Annotated in this window: 11 protein-coding genes; 8 read left to right on the top strand and 3 right to left on the bottom strand. The window is 57.4% G+C overall.

Features of this window, described 5'->3' with window-relative positions; genetic code table 11:
• The 8 genes from GC131_01915 to alaS are packed head-to-tail and all read left to right on the top strand — an operon-like array spanning window position 1 to window position 9,696.
• Window positions 1–1,506 carry an NADH-quinone oxidoreductase subunit M gene (locus tag GC131_01915; GenBank protein MBI1272828.1) on the top strand — a complete coding sequence of 502 codons (1,506 nt, stop codon included), beginning with the start codon at window positions 1–3 and terminating at the stop codon, window positions 1,504–1,506.
• A complete protein-coding gene (gene nuoN / locus GC131_01910; protein MBI1272827.1) occupies window positions 1,503–2,951 on the top strand; it encodes an NADH-quinone oxidoreductase subunit NuoN in 1,449 nt (482 codons plus the stop codon). Before GC131_01915 ends, nuoN begins: the two co-directional genes overlap by 4 nt.
• 3 nt (window positions 2,952–2,954) lie before the next feature.
• Window positions 2,955–3,683, top strand: a complete 729-nt coding sequence (locus GC131_01905) for a biotin--[acetyl-CoA-carboxylase] ligase (protein ID MBI1272826.1) — start codon at window positions 2,955–2,957, stop codon at window positions 3,681–3,683.
• On the top strand, window positions 3,683–4,465 hold the full coding sequence (locus GC131_01900) for a type III pantothenate kinase (protein MBI1272825.1): 783 nt from the start codon (window positions 3,683–3,685) through the stop codon (window positions 4,463–4,465). The genes GC131_01905 and GC131_01900 overlap by 1 nt, the downstream gene beginning before the upstream one ends.
• A complete protein-coding gene (locus tag GC131_01895; protein ID MBI1272824.1) occupies window positions 4,462–6,141 on the top strand; it encodes an RNase J family beta-CASP ribonuclease in 1,680 nt (559 codons plus the stop codon). Before GC131_01900 ends, GC131_01895 begins: the two co-directional genes overlap by 4 nt.
• The gene (locus GC131_01890; GenBank protein MBI1272823.1) at window positions 6,141–6,395 is read left to right on the top strand and encodes a DUF1467 family protein; all 255 of its coding nucleotides are present in this window, start codon (window positions 6,141–6,143) and stop codon (window positions 6,393–6,395) included. The genes GC131_01895 and GC131_01890 overlap by 1 nt, the downstream gene beginning before the upstream one ends.
• Window positions 6,396–6,400: 5 nt before the next feature.
• The gene (locus GC131_01885; protein ID MBI1272822.1) at window positions 6,401–6,961 is read left to right on the top strand and encodes a DNA-3-methyladenine glycosylase I; all 561 of its coding nucleotides are present in this window, start codon (window positions 6,401–6,403) and stop codon (window positions 6,959–6,961) included.
• Window positions 6,962–7,020: 59 nt separating this feature from the next.
• Window positions 7,021–9,696, top strand: coding sequence for an alanine--tRNA ligase (gene alaS, locus GC131_01880; GenBank protein ID MBI1272821.1), 2,676 nt, complete (start codon window positions 7,021–7,023; stop codon window positions 9,694–9,696).
• A 402-nt stretch (window positions 9,697–10,098) separates the two neighbouring features.
• Here alaS and GC131_01875 read toward each other — a convergent pair whose 3' ends face one another.
• Genes GC131_01875 through rfaE1 form a run of 3 tightly spaced genes read right to left on the bottom strand, consistent with a single transcriptional unit; the run spans window position 10,099 to window position 13,974 of the window.
• Entirely contained in the window at window positions 10,099–10,830 is a 732-nt protein-coding gene (locus GC131_01875; GenBank protein ID MBI1272820.1) for a hypothetical protein, read from the bottom strand.
• The gene (locus GC131_01870; protein ID MBI1272819.1) at window positions 10,830–12,494 is read right to left on the bottom strand and encodes a glycosyltransferase; all 1,665 of its coding nucleotides are present in this window, start codon (window positions 12,492–12,494) and stop codon (window positions 10,830–10,832) included. Before GC131_01870 ends, GC131_01875 begins: the two co-directional genes overlap by 1 nt.
• Before the next feature lie 7 nt (window positions 12,495–12,501).
• Window positions 12,502–13,974: a D-glycero-beta-D-manno-heptose-7-phosphate kinase gene (gene rfaE1 / locus GC131_01865; protein ID MBI1272818.1), complete on the bottom strand. Its 1,473-nt coding sequence runs from the start codon at window positions 13,972–13,974 to the stop codon at window positions 12,502–12,504.
• Window position 13,975 lies beyond the last annotated feature (1 nt).

Raw genomic sequence — 13,975 nt, 5'->3', positions numbered from 1 at the left:
ATGGTTTCCTGGCCCATTCTTAGCGTCGTAACCTTTTTGCCCACGCTTGGCGCGTTGCTGATCCTGCTGTTCGTGAACGGCAGTGATGAGCGTAAAACCGCGCTTTCGCGATATCTGGCGCTCGCGGTTTCGCTTGTTACCTTCGCGGTTTCGCTTCTGCTGCTGAAATATTTTGATCCTTCCGATACCGGCTTCCAGCTGGTCGAAAAAGTTCCGTGGATCCCGAAATGGGGCATGGCCTATCACAAGGGCGTTGACGGCGTTTCGTTCTGGTTCGTGCTGATGTCCACGTTCCTGACGCCGATTTGTGTGCTTTCGGCCTTTAGCGGTATCACCAAGCGCACCAAGGAATTCATGATCGCGCTGCTGCTGCTTGAAACCATGATGATCGGCATGTTCACCGCGCTCGATTTCATCTTGTTCTATCTATTCTTTGAAGCGGTGCTGATCCCGATGTTCCTGATTGTCGGCGTATGGGGCGGGCCGGGACGCGTTTATGCCGCGTATAAATTCTTCCTTTATACCTTTGTCGGCTCCGTGCTCATGTTGGTTGCGCTGATCGCCATGTGTTTCCACGCGGGCACGACCGACATGACCGTGATGATCGCGAACCCGGTTTTTCCGCGCGACATGGCAATGTGGCTGTGGCTGGCTTTCTTCGCTTCCTTTGCCGTGAAGGCGCCCATGTGGCCGTTGCATACATGGCTGCCTTTTGCGCATGTGGAAGCACCGACGGCGGGTTCGGTTATGCTGGCGGGCGTGCTGTTGAAGATGGGCGGCTATGGCCTGATCCGCATTTCGATCCAGATGCTGCCGGAAGCCAGTGCCTATTTCACGGACCTTGTTTTTGCACTCAGCATCATCGCCATCATTTACACATCACTGGTCGCGCTGGTGCAGCAGGATTTAAAAAAGCTGATTGCCTATTCTTCCGTGGCGCATATGGGCTATGTCACGCTCGGCATCTTCACCATGAACACGCAAGGGCTTGAAGGCGCGATGTTCGTGATGCTTTCGCACACCGTGGTTTCCTCGGCACTGTTCCTGTGCGTTGGCGTGATCTATGACCGGTTGCACACGCGCGAAATCGCGCGCTACGGCGGCCTCGCCAATAACATGCCGCATTACGCCTTCGCCTTTATGGTCTTTATGCTGGCTTCGGTCGGTTTGCCGGGTACCAGCGGTTTTGTGGGCGAGTTTCTAAGCATGCAGGGCGCGTATCTGGTCAATACCTGGGTGGCGTTGTTGGCGGCCGTCGGCGTCATCCTTGGGGCCGCCTATATGCTTTGGCTTTACCGGCGCGTGTTTTACGGCCCGTCTGATAAGCCGGACGCCGCTGCCATGCCTGATCTCAACTGGCGCGAATACGCGATGTTCCTGCCCATGATCGGCCTGATTTTGTGGATGGGTATTTACCCGGCCAGCTTCAAGGACATTATGGCGCCAACACTCGATAAGGTCATCACAACCTACCATGCCCAGTTTGGCCCCGGGGGCTTGCAATGAATTCACCGCTCGCACTCGTTGTTCTGGCGCCCGAACTTTTGATGGCCGTTGCAGCCATGCTCTTGCTGATGCTTGGCGTGTTCGGGGGCAATAAATCGGCGCGTCTGGTGGGCGTGCTCGCGGTCGCCGTCATGCTGGCGGCGGCGTGTATCGTTTCCCAGATGGAAGGCATGCGCTATGTCGTGTTCAACAGTATGTTCGTGCATGACAGCTTCGCGAAATTCGTGAAAGTCGTCGTGCTTGTCGGCGCGGCGTTGGCGGTCATGCTTTCCTGGGGCTATAACGAGCGCGCCCGTATCGCGCAACCGGAATATCCCGTGCTTATCATGCTGGCGACGCTTGGCATGATGCTCATGGTTTCGGCCAACGATATGCTTGCGCTTTATGTGGGGCTTGAACTGCAAAGCCTGGCGCTTTACGTGCTGGCGGCTTTCAAGCGCGACGATGCGCGCGCAGCGGAAGCGGGGCTGAAATATTTTGTGCTGGGGGCGCTTTCATCCGGCGTGTTGCTGTACGGCGTTTCGCTGATTTACGGTTTTACCGGCACCACCAATTTCGATGTCTTGCGCTCGGTTGTGGGCGAAGAAACCGCGCCGCAGATGGCCGTTATCTTCGGACTGGTCTTTATCGTGGCCGGGCTGGCCTTCAAGATCGCCGCCGTGCCCTTCCATATGTGGACGCCGGACGTTTATGAAGGTTCGCCCACGCCCGTTACCGCCTTCTTTGCGGCCGCGCCCAAGGTTGCCGCGACGGCGCTTTTGGTGCGCGTGCTGATGGAGCCCTTTGCCGGGATGGCCGGGCAGTGGCAGCAAATCGTTGTTTTTGCATCCATCGCTTCGATGATTATCGGCAGTTTTACCGCCATTTGGCAGACCAACATCAAGCGCCTGATGGCTTACAGTTCGATCGGCCATATAGGCTTCGCGCTTGTCGGCCTGGCCCCCGGCACGATCGAAGGCGTGCAAGGCGTGCTGATATATATGGCGGTCTATTTCATCAATTCGCTCGGTGCTTTCGGCGTAATTCTTTGCCTGCGCCACAAGGGGCAGATGATCGAGAAGATCGAGGATCTCGCGGGCCTGTCTAAATCACGCCCCATGCTGGCGCTGGCGATGGTGATTTTCATGTTCTCGCTCGCCGGTGTGCCGCCGCTGGCCGGCTTCTTCGGCAAGTTTTTCGTGTTCATGCCGGCGATCGAGGCCGGAATGTACCAGCTTGCGATCATTGGCGTACTGATGAGCGCGGTATCGGCCTATTACTATCTGCGCATTATCAAGCTGATGTATTTTGATGAAGCGAAGGTGGCAATTGACCCGGTGCCGGAATTTTCCCTGCGCGCGGTTTTGTCGGTAAGCGCGTTCTACATCATGCTGTTCTGTTTTGCGCCTGTGCCCATCATCAATGCCGCGCAGCGGGCGGCCGCCAGCCTGTTGGCGGCGCAGTAGGCGATGACGCCGCAGGCCTTCCGTATCAATAAACTGGCGACCACGGCCACCACGAACGATGATGCCATCGCCGCCGCCAAGGCGGGCGAACCGGATGGCTTCGTGGCGTGGGCCTTGAGGCAAACGGGCGGGCGGGGCCGCCGGGGACGAAGCTGGATTTCGCCGCAAGGCAATCTTTTTGCCTCCCTGCTGATACGGCCGGGCGGGCAAGTAATGGCGGCGCATTATGCCTTTGCGATGTCGCTGGCGATCCATGATGCGCTTGCGGGTCTGCTGCCGGGCCGGGTGGCCGTTAAGTGGCCGAACGATGTGCTGCTGGATAGAAAAAAGATCGCCGGCATTTTGCCAGAACAGGGCGATGGCTGGCTGGTCATCGGTTTTGGCGTGAATGTGCTGGATCACCCGGCGGATATGCCCTACCCCGCGACCAGCCTTGCGGTAACCGGGCTGGCGGCAGAAAAGTTTGGGCTTGAGCCGCTTTTGCGGCGCATACTGGATGCCTTCGCCGCATGGCGGCAAAGGCTGGAATCTGGCGGTTTTGCGGCTATCCGGGCGGACTGGCTGCATTGCGCGGCGGGCCGCGATGAGCGTATGATTGTACGCCTGCCCGACCGTGAGCTGCAGGGGCGTTTCCTTGACCTTGATGAAAGCGGAAATCTCTGCCTGCAAATGCCGGATGGCAGCAGGCAAACGGTCGCCGCGGGCGATGTGTTCTTTCGGGATAATGCGTAATGCTGCTAGCGATTGATGCCGGAAATACCAATATTGTCTTTGCCGTCTTTGACGGCAGCAAGCTGCTCGGCAGCTGGCGCAGCGCGACCAACGCCCAGCGTACGGCGGACGAACATTTCGTATTTCTGCAAACCTGGCTGTACGAAGCCGGGATTGATCGCAAAAAGCTTTTGCATGCCGTTATCAGCAATGTCGTGCCCGAAGTGACATATCATTTGCACGGTCTGTGCCGGGATTTTCTTGGCATCAAGCCGATGATGGTCGGCATACCGGACGTCAAGATCGACATGAAGGTCGTGATGGACCAGCCGGACGAGGTGGGGGCCGACAGGCTCGTGAACGCTATTGCCGGGCTTGCCATAAAAAAGCCGCCGCTGCTGATCCTTGATTTTGGCACGGCAACGACGATCGATGTGGTCAATGCCGAAGGGGACTACGCGGGCGGCGTGATCGCGCCGGGGCCGCATCTTTCGCTGCATGCGCTTCATAATGCTGCCGCGCGCCTGCCGCGCGTTGAATTTGCCCGGCCGCAAAAGGTTATCGGCACCGGCACGGTTTCTGCCATGCAATCCGGTATTTTCTGGGGCTATATTGGTATGATCGAAGGGTTGATTTCCCGCATGAAGCAGGAAGTGGGCAAGGGAGCCGAGGTGATCGCGACCGGCGGGCTCGCCAGCCTGTTCGCGGACGCGACCGATGCGATCGGCCTGGTTGATAAAGACCTTACCCTGCGCGGGCTGCAAATTATCCATGAACGCAACAGCAAGGCAAAAGCAGCATGAGCCGTAAAAAAGACCAGCATAGCCCGCCGGATGACGCCTTGTGGTTCCTGCCGCTTGGCGGTTCGGGCGAAATCGGCATGAACATGAACCTGTACGGCGTGAGCGGTAAATGGCTCATGGTCGATTGCGGCGTGACGTTCGGCGATGAAACCACGCCGGGCATCGAAGTGATCATGCCCGATATTACGTTTATCGAGGAACGCAGGAACGATCTGGTTGCGCTGGTTGTTACCCACGGCCATGAAGATCATTTGGGCGCGATCGAATATCTTTGGTCGAAACTGCAATGCCCGATTTATGCGACGCCGTTTACGGCCGAGCTGATACGCAGCAAGCTGGCCGAAAGCAACGTGCACGGAAAAGTGCGTATTATTGAATTGCCGATTAACGGCAAATTCTCGCTCGGGCCCTTTGCCGTTGAATTTGTCAATGTCACGCATTCGATCCCCGAATCCAACATGCTTGCTATTACGACCAAGCATGGAACGGTCTTGCATACCGGGGATTGGAAGCTCGATCCCGCGCCGCAGGTGGGCAAGGCAAGCAACATCAACCGGCTTATGGAGCTGGGCAAGCAAGGCGTGCTTGCGGTTGTGGGCGATTCCACCAACGCGACCGTGCCGGGGCATTCGGGTTCCGAAAAAACCGTGCGCGAGACGTTCATCAATCTTTTCGGGCAGATCAAGAAACGCATTATCGTTACATGTTTTTCCAGCAACATCGCGCGCGTGCAAAGCGCCGCCGTGGCGGCTGCGAAAAACAAGCGCGAACTTGTGCTGGTGGGCCGTTCGTTGTGGCGCAACACGGAAATCGCCGATACGTGCGGCTATTTGCCGGAGTTCCGGAATTTCCTGAGCGACCGCGATGGTGCGCTTTTGCCGCGCAACAAGGCGGTTTATGTATGTACCGGCAGCCAGGGCGAGGTGCGCGCTGCGCTTACACGCCTTGCGGCTGGTGAACATCAGGAGCTTGAGCTGGAAGCGGGCGATACGGTGATTTATTCGTCCAAGGAAATTCCCGGTAACGAAAAGCCGATCGCGCGGGTGCAAAACGCCTTGCTTGATATCGGCGTGCAGATCATCACGGAAAACGAAATGCCGGGCGTGCATGTTTCCGGCCACCCGGCGCAGGACGAGCTGACCCAGCTGTATGAATGGGTCCAGCCCAAGATCGTGATCCCGGTACATGGCGAGCTTAGGCACCAGACTGCGCATGTCGAGCTCATTAAGCGCTGCGGCATCAAGCAATCTCTGATCCCGACCAATGGCCAGATCATCAGCATCAAGGGCGGCAAGGCCTTTGTGGCGGGCGAAGTGCAGCACGGCCGGCTGGGTATGGACGGCAAGGCGTTGCGCCCGTTGAATAACAACGTGATGAAGGACCGGAAGCGCATACTTTTTAACGGCGCCGCCATGGTCTCCATGGTTATGAACAAGGGTGGCAAGGTCGTGGGACGGCCCAAGGTTTCGCTGCTTGGCATTGTAGGCGCCGAAGCCGATATGGATCTTCTGGACGATGTTGTAACCGCGATAGAGGTGGCGATCGAGAATATGCCGAAATCCACCCGCATAGACGATAAGGCGGTCGCGCACACGGTTATGCAGGCCGTGCGCCGCATCATGAAAGACGAGCAGGGCAAGAAGCCCTTGACCGAAGTCCATATCACGAGGGTGTGATGACCGTTTTTGACGGTGTTGCCCTTTACCTCATGATCTGGTGGACGGCGATCTTTTGCACGCTGCCTTTTGGTGTGCGGCAGCCGGACCAATCCGAACATGTGGAAGGCCAGATGCCGGGCGCGCCTGTCCGCCACGGCATCAAGCGCAAGTTGCTGTACACAACACTGCTGGCGGCCGTGATCTGGCTTGTTGTGTTCGGGCTTGTGAAATCCGATGTCATTTCGTTCCGCGAACTGGCAAAGGCAATGTAACGGGCATGGGCTGGTATTGCGATATTGCGCCCGGCCACCCCGTGCACGGCGATTATCATGAGCGGGAATACGGCTTCCCGGTTGATAACGAACGTGTGCTGTTCGAGCGCATGTCGCTTGAAATCATGCAGGCGGGTCTTTCATGGGAAATTGTGCTCAAACGCCGCAAGGGCATGAATAAGGCGTTTAATCGCTTTATGCCCGCCAAGGTCGCCGCCTATGGCGCGCGTGATGTGAAGCGTTTGCTGGCCGATCCGGCTATCATACGCAACCGGCTTAAGGTTTTTGCAATTATCGAAAACGCGAAACGCACGATTGCGCTGCGCAAAAGCCATCGCGGGTTTGCCCGCTGGATCGCGGCGCATCATCCGCTGGGCAAGGCTGAATGGGTCAAGCTGTTCCGCAAACAATATCTATTCATGGGTGGGGAGATCGTGGGTGAATTCCTGATGAGCATCGGCTATCTGCCCGGCACCCATAAGCCGGGCTGCCCTGTGTATAAAAAAATTGCCCGTCTTTCGCCGCCCTGGATGGAGGCGGAGAAGCAGGGCTTTCGCTATCGCTAGGCAGTGGACAAAGCCCATAAAACCATTAAGAATATGTCGAAACAACAGGAAACAAGTGTATGAAAACCCTTGCTGATATCCGCTCCACCTACCTTGGCTATTTTAAGCGTCAGGGGCATGCGGTCGTGGAATCGAGCCCGCTGGTGCCGCGCAACGATCCGACCCTGATGTTCACCAATTCGGGCATGGTGCAGTTCAAGAACGTCTTTACGGGTGCCGAAAAGCGGCCCTATACCCGCGCAACTTCGGCCCAGAAAAGCGTGCGCGCCGGCGGCAAGCATAACGACCTTGAAAATGTCGGCTACACCGCCCGGCACCATACCTTCTTTGAAATGCTGGGCAATTTTTCGTTCGGCGATTATTTCAAGGAAGACGCCATCGCCTTCGCGTGGGAGCTGGTGACCAAGGAATTCGGCTTGAAGAAGGATAAGCTTCTGGTCACCGTCTATCATGAAGACGAAGAAGCCGCGAAGCTCTGGAAGAAAATAGCGGGCTTCAGCGATGACAAGATCATTCGCATCAAGACGGACGCGAATTTCTGGCGCATGGGTGAAACCGGCCCGTGCGGCCCCTGTTCCGAAATATTCATTGATCAAGGCGAAAAGCTGCAGGGCGGCCCGCCGGGCAGCCCGGACGAGGATGGCGACCGCTTCCTTGAATTCTGGAACCTCGTTTTCATGCAGTACGAGGAACAAGGCGGCGGCAAGCGCATCAACCTGCCCAAACCCTCGGTTGATACCGGCATGGGGCTTGAGCGCATGGCCGCCATTATGCAGGGTGTGTACTCCAATTATGATATCGATCTGTTCAAGGCGTTGATCGGCGCCACGGCTGATTTGGTGAAGATCGACCCCGCAGGCGATCAAAAGCCATCATTTCGCGTGATAGCCGACCATCTGCGCGCCAGCACTTTTTTAATCGCCGATGGCGTTCTGCCCGGCAACGAAGGGCGCGGCTATGTCCTGCGCCGCATCATGCGCCGCGGCATGCGGCATGCCCATCTTTTGGGCGCGCGCGAACCGCTTATGTACCAGTTGGTTGCCGAACTTGTGCGCCAGATGGGGCAGGCATACCCCGAAATCGTGCGTGCACAACCGTTGATCACGGAAACGCTGAAGCTTGAAGAAACGCGCTTCAAGGTCACGCTGGAGCGCGGGCTGAAGCTTTTGGACGAAGAGGCGGGCAAAATAAACAAGGCCGGGCAGCTTTCCGGCGAGGTCGCGTTCAAGCTTTATGACACGTTCGGTTTTCCGCTCGATTTGACGCAGGATGTGCTGCGCGGCCGTGGCATGACGCTCGATCAGGCCGGTTTCGATAGTGCTATGGACCGCCAGAAGGCCGAAGCGCGCAAGGCCTGGACGGGTTCGGGCGAAGCGGCGACCGACAAGGTGTGGTTCGAGTTGCAGGATGAAATTCCTGCCACCGATTTTCTCGGCTACGCCACCGAAAAGGCCGAAGGCGTCGTTGCTGCCCTTATCAGGGGCGGCACCAAGGTGCAGGAAGCTGCGCAGGGCGACGATATCCAGTTGCTGGTCAACCAGACGCCGTTCTACGGCGAATCCGGCGGGCAGGTTGGCGATACGGGCGTGATCACTGCATCTTCCGGCGCGCAGCTTGTTGTAGCCGACACGCAAAAGCGGCTTGGCAAGCTTTGGGTTCATACCGGCAAAGTGGGCAAGGGGACGATCAAGGTCGGCGATACCGTGACGATGCAGGTGGATGGCAAGCGCCGCGCCGCCATCCGGGCCAATCATTCCGCCACCCATTTGTTGCATGAAGCGTTGCGTCGCCGCCTTGGTACGCATGTGACGCAGAAAGGCTCGCTGGTATCCGAAGAACGTTTGCGTTTCGATATCAGCCAACCTGTGCCGCTTACGGCCGAGGATATCGCCGTGGTCGAACAGGAAGTGAATGAACGTATCCGCCTGAACGAGGAAGTGCACACGACCCTGATGACGCCGCAGGAAGCGATCGAGAAGGGCGCTATGGCGCTGTTTGGGGAAAAATACGGCGAGGAAGTGCGCGTTGTATCCATGGGCGGCCATGATGAGGACGCAGAACGCGAATTCTCGGTCGAGCTTTGCGGGGGCACCCATGTGCGCCGTACCGGCGATATCGGGGTTATGAAGATAGTCGCCGAAGGCGCTGTCGCGGCCGGCGTGCGCCGTATCGAGGCTGTAACCGGTTCCGGAGCGTTGGCCTGGCTGACGCAGCAGGAACAGGCGCTGCAGGAAACCGCCGATGCGTTGAAGGTGCCGGCGCAAGATGTCGCGGCGCGTGTGCGCATTCTGATCGAGGAACGCAAGAAGCTGGAGCGAGAAGTGGGCGAATTACGCCGTCAGGTGGCGCTTGGCGGCGGCAGCGGCGGCGCAAGCCCCAATGGAGGCGATGCGGCGAGGCAGGTTGCCGGCATTGCATTTGTCAGCCGTGTCGTGAACGATTTGCCCGCCAAGGATCTGAAGCCTATGGCAGATACGCTCAAACAACAGATGAAATCGGGCGTTGTCGCGCTGGTGGCCAGTTTTGAGGACAAGGTTTCGCTGGTTGTGGCGGTTACGCCGGATCTGACGAAAACGGTAAGCGCCGTAGAGCTTGTAAAGGCCGGTTCGGAAGCCGTTGGGGGCAAAGGCGGCGGCGGCCGGCCCGATATGGCGCAAGCCGGTGGCAGCAATGTTGCGGCGATGAATGATGCCGTGAGCGCGATTGAAAAGGCGCTGACGGCGAAGGCTTCCTAAAAAGCCGTTTTATTCAAAAACGATATCGGCGCTCGTTCCGGTTTTGCCGGACAGGTTCGTTTCAATCGCGTTTCTGTGATAGCCGGCGGCGCGCGAAAGATGCGCGATCGCTTCCTCGAGCTTGCTTTCGGCACGCGCGAGTTCTTTTTCAGCCAGCATAAGACTATCTTCGTTGCTCATCTTCTTGCCTGACCTTTCTTCATCAGTTTTATCGTGATGCATAGCAATTCTCCCCAGAGTTGCTTGAAGAAAGTATATGGGCAAAACATGAAAGTAACTAGAATTATTCAATAAAATCATACATATAGGCATATGTAATTTGCCATCTTGGAAAACAAAATACTTGAAAGGGGTAGGTGCGTGATTGCGCGTGCCGATCCTAATAATTCCGTAACCATAAATTCAGGTTACGGCGGTAAGTATCCAGCAGAATGTCAGCCCGGCGAGAATGTAGCGCCGCTCGATGCGTTCAGTGCTGTAATAATATTCGGCAATGAATACGACAAAACTGGATGCAATCAGGAATGTCAGAAAATCCGCCGGGTCGAACCAGAGCAGCGCCATCGCCACAGGGATGATGGAAAACCACAAAATCCGTTCATGTTTTTCGGCCGCAAAGCCGCGGACATAAGCGATGGTTGCAACGATCAGACAGATAACGGGGTAGAGCGCAGGGCGCCCGGTTTCAAGGTAGGCGAGCGGAATATGGATAAGCCCCATAAGCAAGGTGGCCGCGAACAGCGCGCGCGGTTGTTCCGCATCTTCGAAATCGATCACCACAATCGTTACGCCGAGCACGACGAGTATGAGGTTCATGAATAGCCCGATACCGAGCGGATGCATCACAAACAGGCTGGTACACAAAATAGCGCAAAGCAGCTCTATCAGCGGGTAGCGTTGCGGCACCGGCGTGCGGCAATTGCGGCATTTTCCATGATTGATAAGCCAGGACAGAATAGGAACGAGGCTTGCGCTATCGAGCTGTGCGTTGCAGGCGGGGCAGCGAGAGCGCGGCGAAACAATAGATTGCCCGCGCGGCATGCGGTGGCTGATAAGCGTAACAAAGCTGCCGAGGATGGCGCCGATCACGAACCCGGATATGCCGTGCATGAAGTTGAATAATATTTGCGGCATCAATCGGCCCGTTCGCAAATGCCGAATTTAAGCAGCCATCCGCAGCTGCGCAGAACCTTGTCGTGGTCCGCCGGAGCAAAGCCGGCGGCGGCATCCGCAATTGCCGTGCCGTCTGCGGTACGGAAACGCTCGGCGAGTTCGGCAAGTTGCTCCTTGCCGAGCAAAAGGCTTGGAACGAAGTAATTCATTTCATGTTTCAAAAGCATGGCGAGTTGCTTTTTATCGGTGATTGCGCGCAGCACACTGAAGCCATCCAGTCCGGCCGTCGGGAAGGATGCGAACATTTGCCACGGGTTGGGGAAGGCGGGGTGTGCCGCTTGCCAGCCTTCGGGCGTACGCCCGAGGCCATGCTCGTGCCGCGCCTCCTTGCCCAGTTCCCTCCAAAGCTCTTCATAGGCGCGGATTATGTACCGCCAATCATAGGCTTCTTGCGCGCGGCGGCGACCGTTCTCCGCGAATTGTGCGCGCTTGCCCGGGTTTTCGGCCAGCGTTTTAATAGCAGTTGCCGTGGCTGCGATATCGATGGCGGTCGATTGCCCGGAAGCCGCAAGATATTCCCCGTAGTTATCGAGCCGGTTGAAATAACGTTGCGCTATGGCGAGACCGCTAGCGGCGGGTGGCGTGAGCGTGGGGATCAGATAGCCGTCCATATCGTTGCGGACGCCATCGCGGTAGCCATCCCAATCGCTGACGATGGCCGGCAACCCGGCTGCCATGGCCTCGATAGGGGTAAGGCCGAAGCTTTCCTGAATATTGTCAACGAGCGAGATGAACATATCAGCTCCGGCCCAGAAACCATCGGGGAAGCGGCTATCGTTGTTCATCACATAATCGACCTTTACGGTCTTGCAGATATCGTTGCTCAGGTTTCTAAAAAATTTATCCATTACCTCCGGCTTGAAATAGCCGAACATCACGAGGCGAAGCTTTTTGCCGCTTTCCTGCGCGGCCTTTTCGGCGGCGAGAAAGAGCGGGCCCGGATGGGCCTTGGTCGCGAAGCTGAGACGGCCGAGGAAAAGGATCACGATTTCGTCATCGTCGATGCCCAGGGCGGCGCGCTGGTTTTGCCTGTGTTCGGGCGTCGTGATTTTGGCGAAGCGTGTGGTATCGACTCCGAGCGGGATAACCGGAAGTTGTACGGGGCAGGTGAAGTTTGCGCCGTAGCGGGATTTTACATAGTCGGTCTGTATTTCCCATAGAGCATGGATGGCGTCGCGTATCGCGCGGGATGGGCAGATCAAAGCGTCGCATGCACTGGTCGGTGCGTGCACAAGATCGCCCACAACCTTGATCACCCGCTCGCTCGACATCGTATGAACAAGCCCGCAGATCGAAAACCCGTTGCCCGGCACCTGCAGTCTTTGCCATGCAAGATCGGCGACGTTCGGGTCCGGCTGGAACAGGCATGAGATCGGGATAAGGTTTTCGCGCGGGTGGCGCGGATCGAGCCCCATGCATTTTTTGGCCGGATCATGCCCCGCTTCTTTCGCGAGCGCGCGGAACTGATCGAAGCTGGGGTTGTCTGTTGGGCGGCAGATAAAGCGTTCCTGCGTGCCGTATCTGAACCATGCGCGCAGCAGGTTGTTGATCGCCATATCCATGCCAAAAATTTCCGCTTCGGTGGAACCGGATGCGGGGCGCGAATATTGCAGGCATACTGTCATGGGTGGTCTAGCTGCCGGTGGCCGTTTTCAGGCGCGCGATGGTGGATGTCGTGCTCTGGCCTTCGATAAGGTTCGCGAGCAAAAGCTCGCCGCCCCAGCTTTCAACAAGATCCCATCCGACAACCTTGTCCGGCGTATAATCAGAACCCTTGACCAGCAGCGCGGGGCGAAGCGATTTTATCAGCTTAAGCGGCGTATCCTCGCTGAACAACACAACGAGATCCACATCTGATAGCGAAGCCAGCACGGTCGCGCGTGCCTGTTCGTTCTGCACCGGGCGATCTTCGCCCTTCAGGCGTTTGATCGATGCATCGGTGTTCAGGCCGACGATAAGCCGGTCGCATGCCGCGCGCGACTGGCGCAGCAACGATATATGGCCGGGATGAATAAGATCGAAGCAGCCATTGGTGAAGCCCACCTTGTAGCCCTGGCGGCGCCAGCGTTCGGCCATTTCGTTTGCTTCGCTTGCGGGCACGACCTTCTGGTCGGTATTGCGGATCTGGTCTTCGTGAAGTTCCTGCGCGAGATCGCCCGGCGTGATCGTGGCGGTGCCGATTTTACCAACAACAATGGAGCCGGCGAGGTTCGCGAGCGTCGCGGCCTGATCGGGCGTAAGGCCGGCCGCGAGCCCAAGCGCCATGGTGCCTACAACCGTATCGCCTGCGCCCGAGACGTCGAACACTTCGCGTGCCATGGCGCGGATATGCTTGGCTTCGCCTTCACGCTTCACAAGGCATATGCCGTCCGCGCCCAGCTTGGCGAGCACGAATTCAAGGTTGTAGGCGGTGATAAGAACGCGCGCCGCCTGTTCGGCTTGCGCGACCGTCTTGATGTTATCGAGATGGGCGGCTTCCGCCAGTTCGCGCCGGTTGGGCGTAAGCATGGTTGCGCCCCGGTAGCGCGCAAAATCCCGGCCCTTGGGGTCGATCAGAACGGGTTTGTTCAGATCTTTGGCCATCGCAATCGTTTCCGACACGATGCGTTCGGTTAAAACGCCCTTGGCGTAATCGGAAAGGATAACGACATCGCATTCTTCAAGCGCCGGTTTGATGCGCATCAGAAGCTGGTCTTCAATATCCTTGGTGACCATCTGGCTGATTTCATGATCGGAGCGCAGCAGCTGCTGGCCGTTGGCGACATAGCGGGTTTTCAGCGTTGTAGGGCGCGAGTTATCGGTCAGGATAAGCGGCGTGACATTTTCAAGTTCGGTAAGCAGCTTGGCGAGATCATAGCCGGATTGGTCCTGCCCGGCGATGCCGATCAGATCGACATGGCCGCCAAGGGAAACGATGTTGCGAACCACGTTACCCGCGCCGCCGAGTGTGACCAGTTCCCGTTGTACCTTAATGACGGGGATGGGGGCTTCGGGTGATATGCGGTCAACCGCGCCATAGACAAAGCGGTCGAGCATGACGTCACCAACAACCAGCACGCGATGGCCGTTAAGCTTGGGCAGTAAGGGAATGAGGTTATCTGTCATA

The organism is Alphaproteobacteria bacterium (genome assembly GCA_016124955.1).
GTDB lineage: Bacteria > Pseudomonadota > Alphaproteobacteria > UBA9219 > RFNS01 > RI-461.
This window is presented reverse-complemented; position numbering and strand designations above follow the sequence as displayed.